Origin of the sequence: Salinicola tamaricis (genome assembly GCF_003006155.1) — a bacterium.
GTDB classification, from domain to species: domain Bacteria; phylum Pseudomonadota; class Gammaproteobacteria; order Pseudomonadales; family Halomonadaceae; genus Salinicola; species Salinicola tamaricis.
In genome coordinates, this window is the sequence record NZ_CP023559.1 from 3,725,958 (window position 1) to 3,744,620 (window position 18,663).

Annotated in this window: 13 protein-coding genes and 5 pseudogenes; 6 read left to right on the top strand and 12 right to left on the bottom strand. The window is 65.6% G+C overall.

What is annotated here, in order from left to right:
- Positions 1 to 170 precede the first annotated feature (170 nt).
- The gene (locus CN538_RS17195) at positions 171 to 569 is read right to left on the bottom strand and encodes a nuclear transport factor 2 family protein (RefSeq protein WP_106420226.1); all 399 of its coding nucleotides are present in this window, start codon (positions 567 to 569) and stop codon (positions 171 to 173) included.
- Between the two features lie 343 nt (positions 570 to 912).
- On the opposite strand from CN538_RS17195, the gene CN538_RS17200 reads away from it, so the two are divergent.
- The 3 genes from CN538_RS17200 to zapE are packed head-to-tail and all read left to right on the top strand — an operon-like array spanning position 913 to position 3,499.
- The gene (locus tag CN538_RS17200; protein WP_106420227.1) at positions 913 to 1,503 is read left to right on the top strand and encodes a GNAT family N-acetyltransferase; all 591 of its coding nucleotides are present in this window, start codon (positions 913 to 915) and stop codon (positions 1,501 to 1,503) included.
- A complete protein-coding gene (locus tag CN538_RS17205) occupies positions 1,500 to 2,384 on the top strand; it encodes a carbon-nitrogen hydrolase family protein (protein WP_106420228.1) in 885 nt (294 codons plus the stop codon). The genes CN538_RS17200 and CN538_RS17205 overlap by 4 nt, the downstream gene beginning before the upstream one ends.
- Entirely contained in the window at positions 2,381 to 3,499 is a 1,119-nt protein-coding gene (gene zapE, locus CN538_RS17210; RefSeq protein ID WP_106420229.1) for a cell division protein ZapE, read from the top strand. Before CN538_RS17205 ends, zapE begins: the two co-directional genes overlap by 4 nt.
- Positions 3,500 to 3,553: 54 nt before the next feature.
- On the opposite strand, the gene ruvC is transcribed toward zapE, so the two are convergent.
- The 3 genes and pseudogenes from ruvC to CN538_RS26515 form a co-directional block, all read right to left on the bottom strand.
- Positions 3,554 to 4,096, bottom strand: a complete 543-nt coding sequence (gene ruvC / locus CN538_RS17215) for a crossover junction endodeoxyribonuclease RuvC (protein WP_106420230.1) — start codon at positions 4,094 to 4,096, stop codon at positions 3,554 to 3,556.
- Between the two features lie 207 nt (positions 4,097 to 4,303).
- Positions 4,304 to 6,083: pseudogene (gene aspS, locus CN538_RS17220) on the bottom strand (aspartate--tRNA ligase).
- A 94-nt stretch (positions 6,084 to 6,177) separates the two neighbouring features.
- A complete protein-coding gene (locus CN538_RS26515) occupies positions 6,178 to 6,381 on the bottom strand; it encodes an FmdB family zinc ribbon protein (RefSeq protein WP_242495297.1) in 204 nt (67 codons plus the stop codon).
- A 370-nt stretch (positions 6,382 to 6,751) separates the two neighbouring features.
- Between CN538_RS26515 and CN538_RS17230 the strand changes: the two genes are divergently transcribed.
- The 3 genes from CN538_RS17230 to CN538_RS17240 all read left to right on the top strand — a co-directional run bounded on the left by CN538_RS17230 (position 6,752) and on the right by CN538_RS17240 (position 9,643).
- The gene (locus CN538_RS17230; RefSeq protein ID WP_106420231.1) at positions 6,752 to 7,684 is read left to right on the top strand and encodes a D-2-hydroxyacid dehydrogenase; all 933 of its coding nucleotides are present in this window, start codon (positions 6,752 to 6,754) and stop codon (positions 7,682 to 7,684) included.
- A 125-nt stretch (positions 7,685 to 7,809) separates the two neighbouring features.
- The gene (locus CN538_RS17235) at positions 7,810 to 8,631 is read left to right on the top strand and encodes a PfkB family carbohydrate kinase (protein WP_340638168.1); all 822 of its coding nucleotides are present in this window, start codon (positions 7,810 to 7,812) and stop codon (positions 8,629 to 8,631) included.
- 61 nt (positions 8,632 to 8,692) lie between these two features.
- Positions 8,693 to 9,643 (top strand): nucleoside hydrolase, encoded by a 951-nt coding sequence (locus CN538_RS17240; protein WP_106420232.1) that lies wholly within the window; start codon positions 8,693 to 8,695, stop codon positions 9,641 to 9,643.
- A 63-nt stretch (positions 9,644 to 9,706) separates the two neighbouring features.
- Here the strand turns inward: CN538_RS17240 and CN538_RS17245 are convergent, their stop codons facing one another.
- The 8 genes and pseudogenes from CN538_RS17245 to CN538_RS17280 form a co-directional block, all read right to left on the bottom strand.
- Complete coding sequence (locus CN538_RS17245) at positions 9,707 to 9,979, bottom strand: acylphosphatase (protein ID WP_106420233.1); 273 nt, start codon at positions 9,977 to 9,979, stop codon at positions 9,707 to 9,709.
- A pseudogene (locus CN538_RS17250) lies at positions 9,918 to 10,917 on the bottom strand (YihY/virulence factor BrkB family protein). Before CN538_RS17250 ends, CN538_RS17245 begins: the two are co-directional and overlap by 62 nt.
- A 152-nt stretch (positions 10,918 to 11,069) precedes the next feature.
- Positions 11,070 to 12,020, bottom strand: a pseudogene (locus tag CN538_RS25590) (LysR family transcriptional regulator).
- 79 nt (positions 12,021 to 12,099) lie between these two features.
- The gene (cls, locus tag CN538_RS17260; protein ID WP_106420234.1) at positions 12,100 to 13,521 is read right to left on the bottom strand and encodes a cardiolipin synthase; all 1,422 of its coding nucleotides are present in this window, start codon (positions 13,519 to 13,521) and stop codon (positions 12,100 to 12,102) included.
- A 154-nt stretch (positions 13,522 to 13,675) separates the two neighbouring features.
- A pseudogene (locus CN538_RS26520) lies at positions 13,676 to 15,179 on the bottom strand (fumarate hydratase).
- Positions 15,180 to 15,364: 185 nt separating this feature from the next.
- Complete coding sequence (gene nei / locus CN538_RS17270) at positions 15,365 to 16,198, bottom strand: endonuclease VIII (protein ID WP_106420235.1); 834 nt, start codon at positions 16,196 to 16,198, stop codon at positions 15,365 to 15,367.
- A 16-nt stretch (positions 16,199 to 16,214) separates the two neighbouring features.
- Positions 16,215 to 18,244: pseudogene (gene uvrB, locus CN538_RS17275) on the bottom strand (excinuclease ABC subunit UvrB).
- Between the two features lie 69 nt (positions 18,245 to 18,313).
- Entirely contained in the window at positions 18,314 to 18,511 is a 198-nt protein-coding gene (locus CN538_RS17280; RefSeq protein ID WP_106420236.1) for a hypothetical protein, read from the bottom strand.
- Positions 18,512 to 18,663 lie beyond the last annotated feature (152 nt).

The following is an 18,663-nucleotide window of genomic DNA, read 5'->3' on the forward strand; positions in this document are numbered from 1 at the left end:
TCGTAGCCGACGCTGTTGGCGCCGGCTACGACCTAAGGGTAATTTTTCAGCACGGCACCGCCGCATAGGCGTCCAATCATTCCATTCAACGTCCTTTCCGTGACGGCGTCCACTATACGCATCGCCGAATCGGCTGACTAGCTGCTACATGGCCCCCTGCCTGACGCTATTCAGCCCACCTGTGCCACCCACTCATTGAGGTTGTAGTAGTTGCTGATGCGCGCGACCTTGCCGTTTTTGATCTCGAAGAAGGCGCCGGCCGGCAGGACGTAGGTTTGGCCGTTGGCCGGAGGTAATCCTTCGTCGTCGGCCAGGTATTCGCCGTGCACCACGAACTCGGCAGCAGCGCGGTCGCCGGCGGCGTTCTGCAGCACCACGATATCGGCCAGGCGCTCGCGGTAGCAGCGGTTCATCTTGTCCATGAAGGCGGCGAAGGTAGCCTTGCCGATCTGGCGCTCGCCCTGATTGATGTCGTGCACCACGTCCTCGTCCAGCAGGTCGAGAAAGGCGGGCATGTCGCCGGCGTTGAAGGCGGCGTAGTAGGCCTGAACCAGTTCGGTGGTGGTCATGGCTAGGTTCCTTGCGTAGCGTGGTTAGGGAACCACTGCATAAATGCCTGCGCGAGCGAATCGCTGCGTTGCGTGGTACTGGGGCGCCAGCCCGGTCGAACACTCGCCTAACCCCACGTTATGTCTCGTGTGACGCGTTGCCTTCGGCAACTTGCCCTGACGGGCCGCCCTACGGGCGTTCTCTACGCGTTGCTTCGAGTCTGTGTGCCATGCGCCTTGCGCTTCATCTCGCTCGTCGATTTATTCAGCGCTTCCTTAGTGATGGGTTGGCTCGCATGATAAGTTCGCGCCTTCCAGCCGGCATAGCCGCCGGCGTCACCCTGCTGCTGGCGAACGACTCCAGATGGATATCGAACTGCTCCGGGGGCCGCAGATTGCACCCCATGTCGAAGACCTGGCGCATTTGCGGATCACGGTCTTCCGCGAATTTCCCTACCTCTACGACGGCAGCCTCGACTACGAGGCCGAGTATCTCGACACCTACGTGCGCAGCGCGGACAGCCTGTGCGTGCTGGTACGGGACGCGGGTCGCGTGGTCGGCGCCTCCACGGCGCTGCCGCTGACCGATGAAACCGTGGAATTCCAGCAGCCGTTCCTTGCCGCGAGCTGGAATCCTGCGCGCATCTTCTACTGCGCCGAGTCGGTGGTGTTGCCGACCTGGCGCGGGCGTGGTCTGGGCGTGCGCTTCTTCGCCGAGCGCGAGGCGCATGCGCGCCGGCTGGGTCGCTTCGACTGGTGCGCCTTCTGCGCCGTGCAGCGCCCGGCCGACCACCCGCGGCGGCCCGCCGACTACCAGCCGCTGGACGCCTTCTGGGCACGCCGCGGCTATCGTCATCATCCCGAACTGCACACCCAGTATCATTGGCGCGATCTGGACGAAGCCGAGGAGTCGGCCAAGCCCATGTCGTTCTGGTTGAAGGAACTCACCGCATGATCAAGGTTGCCGCCTGCCAATATCACATCGACCTGCTGACGAGTTGGGACGCCTATGCCGAACACCTGACCGAGCTATGCGAGGCCGCCGCCGGCCAGGGTGCCGAGCTGCTGCTGCTGCCGGAATACGCCGGCATGGTGCTCACGGGCCAGTTGCCAGAGGCCCAACGCAGCGACCTGCACGGCTCCATCGCCGGCATCCAGCCACTGCTGCCGCGCTGGTTGGAACTGTGCGAGAGCCTGGCGCGGCGGCTGCAGATTCATCTGCAACCTGGTTCGGTGGCCGTACTGGATGATGATGGCCTCTACCGCAACCGCGCCTGGCTGTTCGGCCCGGACGGCTGCCTGGGCAGCCAGGACAAGCTGATGATGACCCGCTTCGAGCTGGAGCAGTGGCAGATCGCCGCCGGCAGCGGGCTCAAGGTGTTCGACACGGTATTGGGCAAGCTGGGCATCCTGATCTGCTACGACAACGAGTTTCCGCTGCTGGCGCGCACCCTGGCCGAGGCCGGGGTGGATCTAATCCTGGCGCCCAGTTGCACGGACACCGAAGCGGGTTTCTATCGCGTGCGCATCGGTGCTCAGGCGCGAGCGCTGGAGAACCAGATCGCCGTACTGCAGTCGCCCACGGTCGGCCTGGCGCCCTGGTCGCCAGCGCTGGACGAGAATATCGGCCGCGCCGCGCTCTACGTACCCTCTGACTACGGCATGCCGGCCACTGGCGTGATCGCCGAGAGCGAGGCGCTGTGCCCTACCCACAGCCGCTGGCTGATCGCCGAGCTGGATCTGGACGAGGTGCGCCGGGTGCGTGAAACCGGCCAGGTATTCACCCGACGCGACTGGCCAAAGCAGTTCGACGACAGCCGGCTGGTACTGCGTTGAACGCGCCAGAGGCATTACCGGAGTCGCCGCTGGCTGCTTATGAGCAGGCGCTGGCAGGTGGCTTCGTCGTCGATGTCGCACAGCGCCGTACGGTTCAGGCGTTGCAGCGCTGCTTCGAGGCCGTGCATCGCGGTGAATGCCCGCCCGGCGTGTACCTCTGGGGGCCAGTGGGACGCGGCAAGACCTGGCTCATGGATAGCTTCTACAACAGCCTGCGAGTACCGGCGCGGCGCCAGCACTTCCATCACTTCATGCAGTGGGTGCATCGGCGTCAGTTCCAGCTAACCGGTAATGCTGATCCACTGCGTCTGTTGGCCGAGGAGCTGGGACGCGAGGTGCGTGTGCTGTGCTTCGACGAGCTGTTCGTCACTGACATCGGCGATGCCATGTTGCTGGGTCGCCTGCTCAGCCTGATGCTGGCGCAGCGCGTGGTGCTGGTGGCCACCTCCAACCAGCCGCCGGATCAGCTTTATGCCGATGGTTTCAACCGCGAACGCTTCCTGCCGGCCATCGCCGCGCTCGAAGCGCACATGCAGGTGGTGGCCGTGGATGGCGAGCAGGATCATCGCCTGCACCCCGGCGCTGAGGTACAGCGTTACTGGGTGCAGCAGCCGCAGGCGCTGTTTGAGCTGTTCGCCCGCCTGAGCGCGGGCCAGGTGGTCAGCCATGAGCCGGTCGCGCTGGGTCATCGGCGTATCGCCAATCTGGGCCACAGCCCGGCAGCGCTGTGGTGCCGGTTCAGTGAACTGTGCGAACGGCCGCTGGCCGCGTCGGACTTCATCGCGCTGTGCGAACGCTTTCCGGCCATTCTGCTTGCGGAAGTACCGCGCCTGGGCGGTGAGCCACGTGAAGGGCGCATCGCCCGCGGCACCGAGGATGGCGCCGAGCGGGTCGACGCCGGCGACAGACAGTTGCCGACACTGTCGCGCAACGACGATGCGGTGCGCCGTTTCATCGCTCTGGTCGACGAGTGCTACGATCGCCGCGTGCCGCTGTATATCGAGGCCGAGGTCGCACTGGATGAGCTTTACACCCAAGGCTACCTCGATTTTGTCTTTCGCCGCACGCTCAGCCGTCTGCGCGAGATGCAGTTGGAGCGCTTCGGCCGCTCATAGCAGCGTGCCTGTCACTCGTGGATTGGACTGGCACATTGGATTCCTCCCCGTCTCTCACTCCGGCCTGAAGTCGCGCCAACGATTGCGGCCAGCGCTGCCGCTACTACGCCGGCGACTGCTGGTCGCTACCAGCCCCTGACGCGCGTAGGCGTGGGTGAGCGCGATGGCCAGCGCGTCGGCAGCATCTTCGGGGGGTGACGCGTCCAGCGTGAGTAGCGCCGTTACCATATGCTGGACTTGGGCCTTTTCGGCGCCGCCGGTGCCCGTGACCGCCTGCTTGATCTGGCGTGCGGCGTATTCGTGCACCGGGATACCGTGGTTGGCGGCACATACGATCGCGGTGCCGCGGGCTTGGCCCAGCTTGAGCGCGGAGTCAGGGTTCTTGGCCATGAACACGCGCTCGATGGCGAACTCCTGGGGTCGGTGGAGCCCGATCAGTTCAGCGACGCCGGCATAGACCTGGGCCAGTTTCTGCGCCAAGTCGTCACCGGAGATGCGAATACAGCCGCTGGCGACGTAGCGGGGCCGCGCCGCACCGACGTCGATCACGCCATAGCCGGTAATCCGCGAGCCCGGATCGATACCCAACAGGATCATCGTCTCGGCTCCGGTGTCGTGCGGATGATCATCGTTGGCTCAGTCATGCGTTTCATGCTTGCTCGACCTTTCTGCTCGGCGGGCTGTACGATACGCCTGGAGCGCGCCGTGGGGGTGTCTTCGGCAGACTATCCCCTAGCCGCCGCACATAAAAGAACCGGCGCCTCGCGGGGCGCCGGTTCGGGTCAGGCTGAACGCCAGGCGATGTTATTCGCCGGCACTCTCCGGCTTGGCCTTGGGACGCAGACGGATGTGCAGATCGCGCAGCTGCTCCTTGCTCACCTCACCCGGGGCGTCGGTCATCAGGTCCGCGGCGCTCTGGGTCTTGGGGAAGGCGATGACGTCGCGAATGGTGCGCGAACCGGTCATCAGCATCACCAGACGGTCGAGACCGAAGGCCAGGCCACCGTGGGGCGGCGCACCGAACTTGAGCGCGTCGAGCAGGAAGCCGAACTTCTCTTCCGCCTCTTCCTTGCCGATGCCGAGCACGTCGAAGACCACACGCTGCATCTCCTGATCGTGGATACGGATCGAGCCGCCACCCAGCTCGGTGCCGTTGAGCACCATGTCATAGGCCCGCGACAGCGCCGTAGCCGGCGAGGCCTTGAGCGCTTCCGGCGAGCAGGAAGGCGCGGTGAACGGTGGTGCAGCGCAGCCAGGCGGCCGTTGTCGTCGGCTTCGAACATGGGGAAGTCGACCACCCACAGCGGTGCCCAGTCGGCGGTATAGAGGTCGAGATCCTCGCCCAGCTTGACGCGCAGCGCGCCCAGCGCCTCGTTGACCACCCGCGTCTTGTCGGCACCGAAGAAGACAATGTCGCCGTCCGCCGCGCCACGCGGTCGAGCAGCTCCTCGATCACGCCTTCCATGAACTTGACGATCGGCGACTGCAGCCCGTCGAGCCCCTTGGCGCGCTCGTTGACCTTGATCCAGGCCAGCCCCTTGGCGCCGTAGATACCCACGAACTTGGTGTAGTCGTCGATCTCCTTGCGCGAGAGCTTGGCACCGCCGCTGACCTTGAGCGCAGCGACGCGGCCGTCCTCAGCCTTGGCCGGGCCGGAGAAGACCTTGAAGTCGACCGACTGCATCAGGTCGTCGACGTCGACCAGCTCCAGCGGAATGCGCAGGTCCGGCTTGTCGGAACCGTAACGCTGCATCGCCTCGCTGTAGGGCATGCGCGGGAACTCGGGCAGCGACACGTCGAGCACGTCCTGGAACAGCTGACGCACCATGGTCTCGGTCATGCCATGATATCGCGTTCTTCGATGAACGATGCTTCGATGTCGATCTGGGTGAACTCGGGCTGGCGATCGCGCGCAGGTCCTCGTCACGGAAACACTTGGCGAGCTGGTAATAGCGATCGAAGCCCGACACCATCAGCAGCTGCTTGAACAGCTGTGGCGACTGCGGCAGCGCGAAGAAGTGGCCTTCGTGGGTACGGCTGGGCACCAGATAGTCGCGTGCCCCTTCAGGGGTGGCACGGGTCAGGATCGGAGTCTCGATGTCGAGAAAGCCCTCGCCCTCCAGATAGGCACGCACGCTGTGGGTGATCCGCGAACGCAGGCGCAGCTTCTCGATCATCTCCGGACGGCGCAGATCGACGTAGCGATACTTGAACGCACCTCTTCGCCGACCTTGCCATGCTCGTCGAGCTGGAACGGCGGCGTGGCGGCAGTGTTGAGCACCTCCACGTCCTTGGCCACACTTCGATCATGCCGGTGGGCATGTTGGGTTCTGGGTGCCTTCGGGGCGGCAGGCGATGCGCCCGCGAATCCGCAGCACGTATTCGCTGCGTGCGCGATCGGCGGTGGCGAAAGCCTCCGCCGTATCGGGATCCACCACCACCGAGCGACACCGTCTCGATCGCGCATATCGAGGAAGATAACCCCACCGTGATCGCGGCGGCGATGCACCCACCCGCAAAGCGTGACTTCTTGATCGATCAATGACTCGTTCAACTGGCCGCAATAATGACTGCCATGAGGGATCCTGTGTTATGAATGCTATGGCTCAGGCCGAAGCCTTCTCTCACCGGCAGGCTTGGCACTACCGCTCTCGCTCGACGCTGGCTTGCTGGCGCTGTCACCGGCGAGGTTCTTCTTGCTGCCCGACTTGAAATCGGTCTCGTACCAGCCGCCACCCGCGAGCCGGAACCCGCAGGCGACACCAGGCGCGACAGCGTCGCTCGGTACAGGCGGGGCAGTCGGTCAACGGCGCGGCGCTGATCTTCTGGAGCTTCTCCAGGCGATGGCCGCAGGCTTTGCACTCGTACTCGTAGATGGGCATGTCGTGTACTCTCTCAAAGATGCGCGATCGAGTCGCGCCACGTCGCAGCAGTATCACAGCATCGATGATCGCGATGCGTCGCCGCTGCGCCCCTTGCGTTCGCCCAGGCCATTCCGACACGCATCCCGGCAGCCGGGCGATCTTTCAGGCAAATAGGGGCGATGCACGGGCTTTCCAAGCCGGAATCGATACGCACTGCCGCGCGCCCTTTCCAAGCCGTGTTCGAAAGCCGCATAGTATAGCGCGCAGCGGCCGGTCGCGGGCAATATTACCGGCTCAGGAAATCGCTGTCGCCCGCCGCGACGTGGCGACTGTGGCCCCAGCCGGGAAAGATGGCGCGGGGCCCATACGCTGGAGAGAGGAAGCCTGCATGAAAGCCGTTCTTCTGGACGCCGCGTCACTCGGTGACGATATCGATCTCAGCCCTTTGCGCGCGCTGGTCGACGACCTGGAGGTCCACGCGCTGACCGCCCCCGAGCAGCGCCACGAGCGCCTCGCCGGCGCCCAGGTGGCACTGGTCAACAAGGTGGTGCTCGACGCCGAGCTGATCGACGCCCTGCCCGATCTCGCGCTGATCTGCGTACTCGCCACCGGCACCAACAATATCGACATGCAGGCCGCCGAGCGGCGTGGCATCGCCGTGCGTAACGTCACCGCCTACGGTACCGACAGCGTCGCTCAGCACACCCTGATGCTGATGCTGGCGCTGGCCGCCCGCCTGCCGCACTATCAATCCGCGCTGCGCGACGGCGCCTGGCAGCGCAGCGAGATTTTCTGCCTGCTCGATCAGCCCACCCTGCAGCTCGCCGACAAGCACCTGGTGATCGTCGGCAGCGGCGAGCTGGGCTCCGCGGTGGCCCGGCTGGGTGAAGCCTTCGGCATGCGCGTGACCTTTGCGGCGCGCCCCGGCAACGAGGCCAATGACACGCGCCCGACGCTTGCCGACCTGCTGGGCGAGCTGGACGTGCTCAGCCTGCACTGCCCGCTGACAGAGGCCACCCGCGGCCTGATCGACGCCCAGGCACTGGCGACGATGAAACCCGAGGCGCTGCTGATCAACTGCGCCCGCGGCGGTATCATCGACGAGCACGCCGCGCTCGAGGCGCTGCGCCAGGGCCGGCTCGGCGGGCTCGCCGTGGATAGCCTGCCGAGCGAGCCGCCGCGGGAGGGCCATGCCCTGCTCGACGCCTTGCACGAGCCGCTCAATCTCATCGTCACCCCGCACAATGCCTGGATCAGCCCCGAGGCACGTCAGCGCGTGGTGACCCTGACCGCCGACAACCTCCGCGCCTGGCGGCATTGACCCAGATTCTCCAGCAGTGAGTTAGCCATGATCTACAACTACGGCTCGATCAATATCGACTACGTCTATCGCGTGCCGCACCTGGTGCGCCCCGGCGAAACGCTGTCCAGTACCGGCTTTCGTCGGTGCTCGGCGGCAAGGGGGCCAACCAGTCACTGGCGCTGGCCCGCGCCGGTGGCCAGGTGGCCCACTGGGGCCGCCTGGGACAGGCCGATCGCTGGGCGCTGGAGCCGCTGACCAAGGCGGGCGTCGACACCGCCCATGTGGAGCTGACCGCCGAGGCCAGCGGTCACGCGCTGATTCAGGTCGACGACGCCGCCGAGAATGCGATCATTCTCTATCCCGGCGCCAACCACGGCTTCAGCGACAAGCATCTCGAGGCGCTCATTGGCGCCGCTGACGACGACAGCTGGCTGTTGATGCAGAACGAGTGCAACGCCGCCGAACGCATTATCCGCTTGGCCAGCGAGCGAGGCCTGGCGATCGCCTTCAATCCGGCGCCGCTGGGCCCTGAAGTGGCCGCCCTGCCACTGTCGCTGTGCCGTATCCTGTTTCTCAACCGCGGCGAGGCAGCAGCGCTGGTCGAACTCGACGAAGAGAGCGAGGTCGATACGCTGCTCAGCGCCCTGGCCGAGCGCCTGCCGGAGGTGGAGATCGTGCTCACCCTGGGGCGCGACGGCGTCTGCCATCAGCTCGCCGGCGAGCGCATCAGCGCCTCGGCGCACCAGGTCGAGGCAGTCGACACCACCGCGGCCGGCGATACCTTCATCGGCTACTTCATGGCCGCACGCCAGCGCGGCGACGATATCGAACAGGCCCTGCGACTGGCCAGCGCGGCCTCGGCTTTGTGCGTGCAGCAGGCCGGCGCGGCGCCGAGCATTCCACTGGCCGACGCGGTCGAGGCGGCCCTCGACAGCCTGCCGCCGCTTAGCGTCGAGCGCACCTGATCCCGTGTTCCCGGCATCGGTCGCCGGGGCCAGTCCATCGTTATCCGTATCGAGAGAGAGCATGACCACGCCTATCATTTTCGACACCGACCCGGGTGTCGACGACGCCCAGGCCATCGCCATCGCCCTGGCCCACCCGGAGATCGAGCTGCTGGGGATGACGACCACGTTCGGCAACGTCACCATCGAGGTCGCGACCCACAACGCCCTGCTGCTGGCCGAGCTGGGCGGGCAGCAGATCCCCGTCGCCCAGGGCGCCGCCACGCCCATGGTCAAACCCAAGAACCCGCCGCCGGGGCATATCCACGGTGACAACGGCCTGGGCAACATCGCCCTGCCCGAGATCGGCACCCAGGCGCTGGCCCAGAGTGCCCCCCAGTTCATCGTCGAGCAGGTCAACGCGCGTCCGGGCGAAGTGGTGCTGGTGGCGGTCGGGCCGCTGGGCAACCTGGCCGCGGCGCTGCAGCTCGACCCCTCGCTGGTGGACAAGGTCAAGCAAGTGGTGGTGATGGGCGGTTCGATCCGCGAGGGCGGCAACGTGACGCCGGTCGCCGAGGCCAATATCTTCAACGATCCGCACGCTGCTAAGGCGGTCCTGGAGGCGCGCTGGCCGCTGACGCTGGTCGGTCTCGACGCCACCCATCGCTGCGTGCTGGACCCCGATAGCATGGCGCGGATCGTCGAGGCTCAAGGCAAACTGGGGCGGGTGCTGGGAGAGAGCTACGCCTTCTATCGCGCCTTCTATCAGCAGGCGCTGGGTATCGATGGCTGCTGCCCCCACGACAGCTGTGCCCTGGCCTGGCTGCTGCGTCCGGAGCTGTTCACCACCACCCGCGGTACGCTCAGCGTGGTCACCGAAGGGCTGGCCGAAGGACAGACGATCCTGGCCCCGCAGACACGAGAATTCGTGGATGCACGCTGGACGCGCGACGCCACCGCCGAAGTCTGCATGAACGCCGATGGCACGGCAGTGGTCGAGTGGATCGTCGAGACCCTGACCGCCGGCGCCTGAACGCCTAAGTCTCAGGACTCGCAGCCGGCGGCCGTCTCCCAGACGCCGCCGGCTGCCGCGCCTTCAGCCGGTGGTGAAACTCGCCGGGGCGATCAGCGTGGCCTCCTCCACGCTCACCTCGGTCACATCCGCTGCCGGCGGCCCTTCCCACAGCAGATCGATCAGCTCGGCGATGGCGTTCGCCTCGCCGCAGGCGATCACCTCGACCGCGCCGTCGTCCTGATTGATGGCATGCCCCGTTAGCCCCCAGCGCTCGGCGTGGCGGCGCACGAACTCACGATAACCCACGCCCTGCACGTGACCGCTCACCCGGGCTCGAATCGTGCGCTTGGTCATGTGAGGTCTCCTCCTGCTGCTTGCGCATTGGCGTTGATGTTGGTGGCGCCTCCTGCTCCACGGTCTCCTTGTGCAATACCTCATGACGTACCAGAACCGCGGTATTGCGGGGAATTATCCGGCGGCCCTTCGACACCACGTGGGTTCGCGTGAAAGCCGCACCATAGAGCAGGATCAGCGACGAGTAGTAGACCCACAGCAGCACCAGGACCACCGACCCAGCGGCCCCATAGGTGGATGCCGTGGCAGTGTGGGCGAGATAGGCGGCGATCGCGTTGCGCCCCAGCATGAACAGCACTGCGGTGACCAGGGCGCCGAGGAACACGTCACGGTAGGAGAGCACCACGTCCGGCAGCACCTTGAAGATGGCGGCGAAGAACAGCGTGACCACAGCGAGCGAGAGCGCGAACTGCGCCAGCTCGAGCAGCATCACGCTACCCGGCACCCAGCCACCGGCGTAGCTGAAGGTGGCCTGGACGATGACCCCGAGCACCAGCGACACCAGCAGCACGAAACCGATCGCCAGCACCACCGCCAGCGATAGCAGCCGCTTCTTGGCGAAAAGCCACAGGCTGTTGCGATCGGGATTGGGCGCCACTCCCCAAATGGTGTTGAGCGAGAACTGCATCTGGCCGAAGACCGTGGTCGCACCGATCAGCAGCGTGACGAAGCCGGCCACGGTCGGCAGAATGCCCGACGCCTGAATGCTCGACTGCGCCACCGCATCCTCGATCGCCTTGGCCGCCGCCGGGGCCGAGGGTATCCTGCAGGCGGGCGACGATCTCGCCGCGGGCGGCGTCCTCGCCCAGCCACAGCCCTACCACGGTGACCGCAATGATGACGGTCGGTGCCAGCGAGAACAGGGTGTAGAACGCCAGCGACCCGGCGTAGCTGAAGGCGTTACGATCGAGCCACAGCTTGATCGAATCGCGGATCACGTTGAACCAGTACTTGACGCTCTCACCATCGTTACGGCATCCTTTCCCGTCTTCGTCGTGTGGGCGCCTCGGCGTCGCCCCACCACCCTGCCCGGTTGCCGGCCGGCGCCGGCACACTCGTCAGCGCAGAGCACAGCTCTCGTTCCGCCAGTCTAGCAGTCCGGGCGGCCCGAGCGTGCCTCCCGCCGTCGGTCAGGCGCGCAGGAAGTCCTCGGCAGCTCATCATGCGCCTTCCACAGCTTCTTCTGACGCCCGGCTTGTGCACCAGCGAGCAGCGGTAGGACGGATCTCCAGCGGAATGTCCCAGCTCTCACCCGCGGCGCGCACCAGCTTGCCGTTGGCCAGCTCCTCGCGAATGCAGAAATCGGGAATCCAGGCCAGCCCCACCCCCTGCAGCGCCATGCCCTTCAGCCCTCCGCCATCGCGGTCTCGTAGACCGTCTTGAGGCGCATGCGCGCAGGTTCGTTCTTCAGCAGCATACGCACGCTGCGGCCGAGAAAGGCCCTGGGTAGAGGCGAGAAACGGGATCGAGCCCTCGCCGTCGAACGAGAACTTGGCCTCGCCGTTGGTCTTGGGCACGCTCACCGCAGCATCTTGACCTGCCCGATCGAGAACGAGGGGAAGATCTCGGCATCCAACTGCATGGTGGCGTAGGGGTCGTGATAGGCCAGCATCAGATCGCAGTTGCCCTCGCGCCAGGACGTGGATGGCATCCCCACGTTCATCGCCACCAGCCGCGTGGCAGCTCACCCACGCCCTTCTGCAGGCGCGAGATCCATTGCGGGTAGAAGGCCAGCGCCAGGGAGTGGGCGGCAACGATATCGAGCGCCTCGTTGTCCATCGCCAGGCCACGCAGGTGAGCCAGGCTGTCGTTGAGCTGCTCGACCATGTTGCGCGCCGTCACCAGGAACAGCTGCCCTTCCGGGGTCAGGCTGACCGGTGTGGTCGAGCGTCGACCAGGGTCGCGCCGACCGCCTGCTCCAGCGAGCGGATACGGGGCTGAAGGCGGGCTGGGTCACATGGCGCTGGCGCGCCGAGGCGGAGAAACTGCGCGTATTGGCGAGCGCCACGAAATCTTCCAGCCATTTGGTCTCTAGGTTCAAGGGGACTCCTTGACGATGGATTTTCCGCGCCGGCCCCGGCCGACGCGGCTGCGCTCGAGTGTCATAAACGGCCAGGCCTTCACTGGATCGGCGACAGCAGGTAGGTCGCCCGCGACACCACCTTGCGCCACAGCGGGCGCGCCGCCAGCTCACGCTCGGTCACCTCGCGGCTGTGCGTGAAATCGTGCTCCAGCATGGCTGCCACTTCGGCGGCGAAGGTCTTATCGGGCACGTAGGCGGTCACCTCGAAGTTGAGCCGGAACGAGCGATTGTCCAGGTTCACGGTACCGACCATGGCAGTGTGATCGTCGACCAGCAGCGTCTTCTGATGCAGAAAACCCGGCTGATAGCGATAGATCTTGACGCCGTTACGGATCATCTCGGGCAGGAAGGCGAACGCCGACAGGAACACCAGCAGATGATCCGGCCGCTCGGGGATCAGCACGCGCACGTCGACACCGCGCAGCGCGGCCAGGATCAGCGCGTCCTGGACCCCGTGATCGGGTACGAAATAGGGGCTTGTAACCCACAGCCGATGGCGCGCGCCGTGAATGGCGTGCTGGACCAGCAGGCTAGCGGTCTCGCGACCGTCGGCGGGGCCAGAGGGCACGATCGCCACGTGCTGGGACGCCTCCGCGACATGATGGATGCGCCAGCCGAGGGCGAGAATATCACCGGTGGCCCAGTACCAGTCTTCCCAGAACGCCTCTTGCAGCGCCAGTACGCTCGGCCCTTCCAGCTTGAGATGGGTATCGCGCCAGGCACCGTAGCGCTCGACCCGGCCCAGGTACTCGTCGGCGACATTGAGCCCGCCGGTCCAGCCGGCACGACCGTCGACCACCACGATCTTGCGATGATTGCGGAAATTGACCTGGAAGCGATGGCGCCAGCCCCTCGAGGAGTTGAATGCCGAGACCCGCACCCCGGCCTCCTCCAGGTCACGCAGATAGCCGCCGGGCAGGCCGCGGCTGCCGATCTCGTCATACAGGAAATAGACGTTGAGCCCGTGCTCGGCCTGATGGATCAGCTTGCGCTTGAAGGCGAGACCGATCTCATCGGCGCGGACGATGAAGAACTGCACCAGAATGTACTCTTCGGCCTGGTCTATGCCGGCGAAGAGACTCTCGAAGGTGCGCTCGCCGTCGATCAGCAGCTCGACCCGGTTGCCGCGGGTCATCGGCATCATCGCCAGCTGCTCCACCGCGCGGATACGCCCGCTCACCGCCTCCGGGCGCGAGACGTAATCCTCCATGTGCGGGCGGTAGCGCTTGAGCACCTGGCGCAGCACGGTATCGCGCTCGCCGCGAGCCGAGACGTAGCCGTAGAAGCGCGGCCGGCCGAAGATCCAGAAGATGGGTACGCTGAAGTAGGGAAACAGCACCAGCGTGATGATCCAGGCCACCGCGCCCTGGGAGGTACGGCTGGACATCAGCGCGAAGACAGCGGTGATGGTGCCCAACACGTGGCACAGAAACAGCAGTGTGCCGATGATCCATGTCATTGCCGAGACTCCACGCTGCCCTGCGCCATGCACCGACTCCTGTCGAATTGATCGATCCGGCCATCATACCCAAAAAAAACGAGAGAGCCCCAGGGCCCTCTCGTCATCGGGACAGGCGCCATCGCGGCGCCCCCCCGCGCTGCCTCGCGCTCGCTCAGCCCCGCGCGGCAATGATCTCCTTCCACTTGGCCGGGCCGGTCTGGTGCACCGAGGTGCCGAGATGATCGACCGCCACCGTGACCGGCATGTCCTCGACTTCGAACTCGTAGATCGCTTCCATGCCCAAATCGTCGAACGCGATTACCTCGGCCTTCTTGATCGCCTGGGCGACCAGATAGGCAGCACCGCCGACGGCCATCAGATAGACCGCCTGATTGTCGCGGATCGCCTCGATCGCCAGCGGGCCACGCTCGGCCTTACCGACCATCCCCAGCAGACCGGTCTGCTCGAGCAGGGTGCGGGTGAACTTGTCCATGCGTGTCGCCGTGGTGGGACCTGCCGGACCGACCACCTCGTCACCCACCGGGTCGACCGGGCCGACGTAGTAGATGAAGCGATTCTTCAGATCCACCGGCAGCGACTCGCCCTTGGCCAGCATGTCGATCATGCGCTTGTGCGCTGCATCACGCCCGGTCAACAGCTTGCCCGAGAGCAGCACGGTATCGCCCGGCTGCCACTCGCGCACCATCTCTGGGGTCAGCGTATCCAGATCGACCCGGCGCACGCCCTCACCCACTTCCCAGGTGATTTCGGGCCAGTCGTCGAGCTTGGGTGCCGGCAGCACGGCCGCCCCACTGCCATCCAACGTAAAGTGCACATGACGCGTGGCGGCGCAGTTGGGGATGATCGCCACCGGCTTGTTGGCGGCATGTGTCGGATAATCCTTGACCTTGATGTCGAGCACCGTGGTCAAGCCCCCCCCCCTGGGCGCCGATGCCACTCTGATTGACCTTGTCGAACAGCTCAAGACGCAGCTCCTCGGCACGGTTGCCGGCACCACGCGCCTGCAGCGCCTGGATGTCGATGGGATCGAGCAGTGCCTCCTTGGCCAGCGCCATCGCCTTCTCCGCGGTGCCGCCGATGCCGATGCCCAGCATGCCCGGCGGGCACCAGCCGGCGCCCATCTTGGGTAGCTGCTCGAGCACCCAGTCGACCACGCTGTCGGACGGGTTGAGCATGGCGAACTTGGACTTGGCCTCGCTGCCGCCGCCCTTGGCCGCCACGTGCACCTCGACGGTGTCGCCCGGCACCAGCTTGTGGTGAATCACCGCCGGGGTGTTGTCGCCGGTGTTCTTGCGCTTGCCGTCCGGGTCCGCCAGCACCGAGGCGCGCAGGACGTTGTCCGGCAGCGTATAGGCGCGCCGCACGCCTTCGTTGATCATGTCATCGAGGCTCAGCTCGCACGCCCAGCGCACGTCCATGCCGACGTGAACGAAGACGGTGACGATGCCGGTGTCCTGGCAGATCGGACGATGCCCGGTGGCACACATGCGCGAGTTGATCAGGATCTGGGCGATGGCATCGCGCGCCGCGGGATTCTCTTCCCGCTCGTAGGCCGCGTTCATGGCATCGATGAAATCCTTGGGATGGTAGTAAGAGATGTACTGCAGCGCATCGGCCACGCTCTGGATGAGATCCTCCTGGCGGATCACGGTCATCACGGCACTCCTGCTCTCACGGTGACTGCCCCCACTGTTCGGCGTGGGTAGCGGGTATTCGGGTGGCCGGCATCTTACCGCAATTGATGACAATCGGCAGGCAAGATCCTATTTCAAGCAGTCAAGATAACGGTATAAATCTGAGTCCTGACAGGTCTCCACTCGGCCGCGTAGGCCGGGCGACATCAGGCAGCCGGCGTATCGGGCTGGCAGTGCGGGCAACGGTAGAGCCGCCTGGAGGTGACCATGAGCTTGACAATCTCGCTGCCACAGGCGTGGCAAGACAGGCCAGCGCGGTTGAACACCGCATGCCGCCAGCGCGCCCGCTTGAGCCCCTGGCGCTGCAGACGTCGGCGCCAGGTCGGCCGATTGGTTACCCCGGCCTCGTGATACGCTTGGGCGACGGTGCGCAGCATCATCTGGGCGAGACGCCGGCGCTTGCGTGGCGACAGCCGCTCGGCAGTGATCTTGGGCGATAGCCCGGCATAGAACAGGATTTCCGAACGCAAATAGTTGCCGATACCGGCGTAGAAGCCCTGATCCAGCAGCAGCCCGCCCAGCCCACGGCGGCGAAACGCCGGCAGCATCAAGCGCTCGACGATCTGCTCCGGACTGACGTCATGGGTGAGCAGATCCGGCCCCAGGCGCGCCAGGAACGGCTGCTGACCGAGGGTATCGCGGGTCCACAGCGAGATGTCCGACGCGCTATAGAGGCTGGCGGCGTGGGTCGGCGTGACCAATCTCGCCCGCAAGACACGGCCCGTGGCCGGCTCGCGCTCGCGCCGGTGCACCTTCCACACCCCATAGAGCTGGTTGTGAGAGTAGAGCACCTGGTCATCGGCGAAGGTGATCAGCAGCGCCTTGCCCCAGCTATCCACCGCCACCACACGGCTCTCGGTCAACCTGGGTGCCTGCCGCGCGAGGTCGGCGTAAGCAAACCACACCTCACATAGCGGCGCATCGATCAGCAGCTTGCCGAGGCGGTCGGCAACGCGCCGAATCTCCGGACCTTCCGGCATGCGCTGCCCTCGCCTCTCAACCCAGCTCGAGCAGACGCGCCTTGAGCGTCTGCAGTTGATCGCGCAGCTTGGCGGCCTGCTCGAACTCCAGGTTCTGCGCCGCCTCGAACATGCGATCCTCGAGCTTGCCGATCTCCTTGGTCAGCTGCGGCGCGCTCATTGCGCTCAGCTCGTCGCGGGTATAGCTGCCGGGCGCTTCCGCCACGCGCTGCTCGGCGCGCTTGCGGCCACCCTTGCGACCCGGGGCCTGGGCCCCTTCCATGATGTCGGCGACCGACTTGGTCACCGTACGCGGGACGATGCCATGCGCCTCGTTGTGCGCCACCTGCTTGGCGCGACGACGCTCGGTCTCGTCGATCGCCCGGCGCATCGAGTCGGTGACCCGGTCGCCATAAAGGATCGCCTTGCCGTGGGCGTTACGTGCGGCGCGGCCGATGGTCTGGATCAGCGAGCGCTCGGCGCGCAGGAAGCCCTCCTTGTCGGCATCCAGAATCGCCACCAACGACACCTCGGGGATATCCAGGCCCTCACGCAGCAGGTTGATCCCCACCAGCACATCGAACTTGCCCAGGCGCAGATCGCGGATGATCTCGACCCGCTCCACGGTATCGATGTCCGAGTGCAGATAGCGTACGCGCACGTCGTGCTCGTCGAGATACTCGGTGAGGTCCTCGGCCATGCGCTTGGTCAGGGTGGTCACCAGCACCCGCTCCTCGACCTCGATGCGCAGGCGAATCTCGGAGAGCAGGTCGTCGACCTGGGTCGATGCCGGGCGCACCTCGATCTCCGGGTCGACCAGCCCGGTGGGGCGCACCACCTGCTCCACCACCTGCCCGGCGTGGGCCTGCTCGTAGGGGCCGGGCGTGGCCGAGACGAACACCGTCTGCGGCAGGATGTTTTCCCACTCTTCGAACTGCATCGGCCGGTTGTCGAGCGCCGAAGGCAGGCGAAAACCGTACTCCACCAGCGTCTCCTTGCGCGAGCGGTCGCCTTTGTACATGCCGCCCACCTGGGGCACGCTGACGTGGGATTCGTCGATGAACAGCAGCGCATCGTCGGGCAGATAGTCGAAAAAGGTCGGCGGCGCCTGCCCCGGTTCGCGGCCGGAGAGATAGCGCGAGTAGTTCTCGATACCGTTGCAGTAGCCCAGCTCCAGCATCATCTCGATGTCGTAGAGGGTACGCTGCTCGAGGCGCTGCGCTTCGACCAGCCGCTCGTGCTTGCGTAGATAGTCGAGCCTTTCGGCAAGCTCCTGCTTGATCGCGTCGATCGCCGAGAGAATGGTGTCGCGCGGGGTGACGTAGTGGGTCTTGGGGTAGATGGTCATGCGCGGCACCTGGCCGCGCACTTCACCGGTGAGCGGATCGAACAGTCGGATCGAGTCGATCTCGTCGTCGAACAGCTCCACCCGCACGCCCTCGTCCTCGGCGTCCGCCGGGAAGATATCGATCACGTCACCGCGCACACGATAGGTACCGCGGCGAAAGTCGGCGTCGTTGCGGGTGTACTGCAGCTCGGCGAGACGGCGCAGGAACTGGCGCTGGTCGATCTGCTCGCCGCGGTTGAAGTGCAGCCGCATCTTCATGTACTGCTCGGGGTCGCCCAGGCCGTAGATCGCCGAGACCGAGACCACGATCAACGCATCGCGGCGTTCGAGCAGCGCCTTGGTCGCCGACAGTCGCATCTGCTCGATATGGTCGTTGATGGAAGCATCCTTCTCGATGAAGGTGTCCGATGAAGGCACATAGGCTTCCGGCTGGTAGTATCGTAGTAGGAGACGAAGTATTCGATGGCGTTGTCGGGGAAGAAGCTCTTGAACTCACCGTAGAGCTGGGCTGCCAGCGTCTTGTTGGGCGCCAGCACGATGGTCGGACGCTGCAGCGTCTCGACCACGTTGGCCATGGTGAAGGTCTTGCCCGACCCGGTGACCCCGAGCAGCGTCTGGTGCGACAGCCCCCGCCCCGAGCCACGTACCAGCCCCTCGATGGCGGCCGGCTGGTCACCTGCGGGGCGGTACTTGGAGTGAATCTTGAAGGGTTTGTTCATGATCGTTAGGTAGGGTCCAGAGCCGGTCGCTTCAAGGGCGGCGCGCGCGATGATCGCGATGATGGAATCTCAGCGGGCGACGTAGCCCTGTCCCAGCTCGCTGACGGCTTTGATCAGCGCGCTGCGAGAGGCACTGCCTTCGACCTCGGCCCAGTCACGGCCGATATCGACGCTCTCGACGCCGTCGACCATCATCAGCGCCGTGGTGACACGATTGAGATCCTCGGGGGTGGTGACGCCCTCGAGGGCCAGATTGATTCGGGACATGGATGACTCGCTAACCGCGGGATGAATTCGAAACCGTTGATGAGAATAGCACCTCAGCGCCCGCCTGCCAGCTTGCAATGTGCCACCATCGCCCCATGTTGGGGCCATTGTCGGGCGGCGCGCCACGCACGCTAAAGCGCGCTGATCATCAC

Bases quoted from the DNA above. Each gene is read 5' to 3' on its own strand.
- CN538_RS17205 (WP_106420228.1), top strand. From the start codon at position 1,500: ATGATCAAGGTTGCCGCCTGCCAATATCACATCGACCTGCTGACGAGT.
- ruvC (WP_106420230.1), bottom strand. From the start codon at position 4,096: ATGATCCTGTTGGGTATCGATCCGGGCTCGCGGATTACCGGCTATGGC.
- CN538_RS17200 (WP_106420227.1), top strand. From the start codon at position 913: ATGGATATCGAACTGCTCCGGGGGCCGCAGATTGCACCCCATGTCGAA.
- nei (WP_106420235.1), bottom strand. From the start codon at position 16,198: ATGCCGGAAGGTCCGGAGATTCGGCGCGTTGCCGACCGCCTCGGCAAG.
- cls (WP_106420234.1), bottom strand. From the start codon at position 13,521: ATGACATGGATCATCGGCACACTGCTGTTTCTGTGCCACGTGTTGGGC.
- CN538_RS17280 (WP_106420236.1), bottom strand. From the start codon at position 18,511: ATGTCCCGAATCAATCTGGCCCTCGAGGGCGTCACCACCCCCGAGGAT.
- CN538_RS17245 (WP_106420233.1), bottom strand. From the start codon at position 9,979: ATGACCAAGCGCACGATTCGAGCCCGGGTGAGCGGTCACGTGCAGGGC.
- CN538_RS26515 (WP_242495297.1), bottom strand. From the start codon at position 6,381: ATGCCCATCTACGAGTACGAGTGCAAAGCCTGCGGCCATCGCCTGGAG.
- CN538_RS17195 (WP_106420226.1), bottom strand. From the start codon at position 569: ATGACCACCACCGAACTGGTTCAGGCCTACTACGCCGCCTTCAACGCC.
- CN538_RS17230 (WP_106420231.1), top strand. From the start codon at position 6,752: ATGAAAGCCGTTCTTCTGGACGCCGCGTCACTCGGTGACGATATCGAT.
- CN538_RS17240 (WP_106420232.1), top strand. From the start codon at position 8,693: ATGACCACGCCTATCATTTTCGACACCGACCCGGGTGTCGACGACGCC.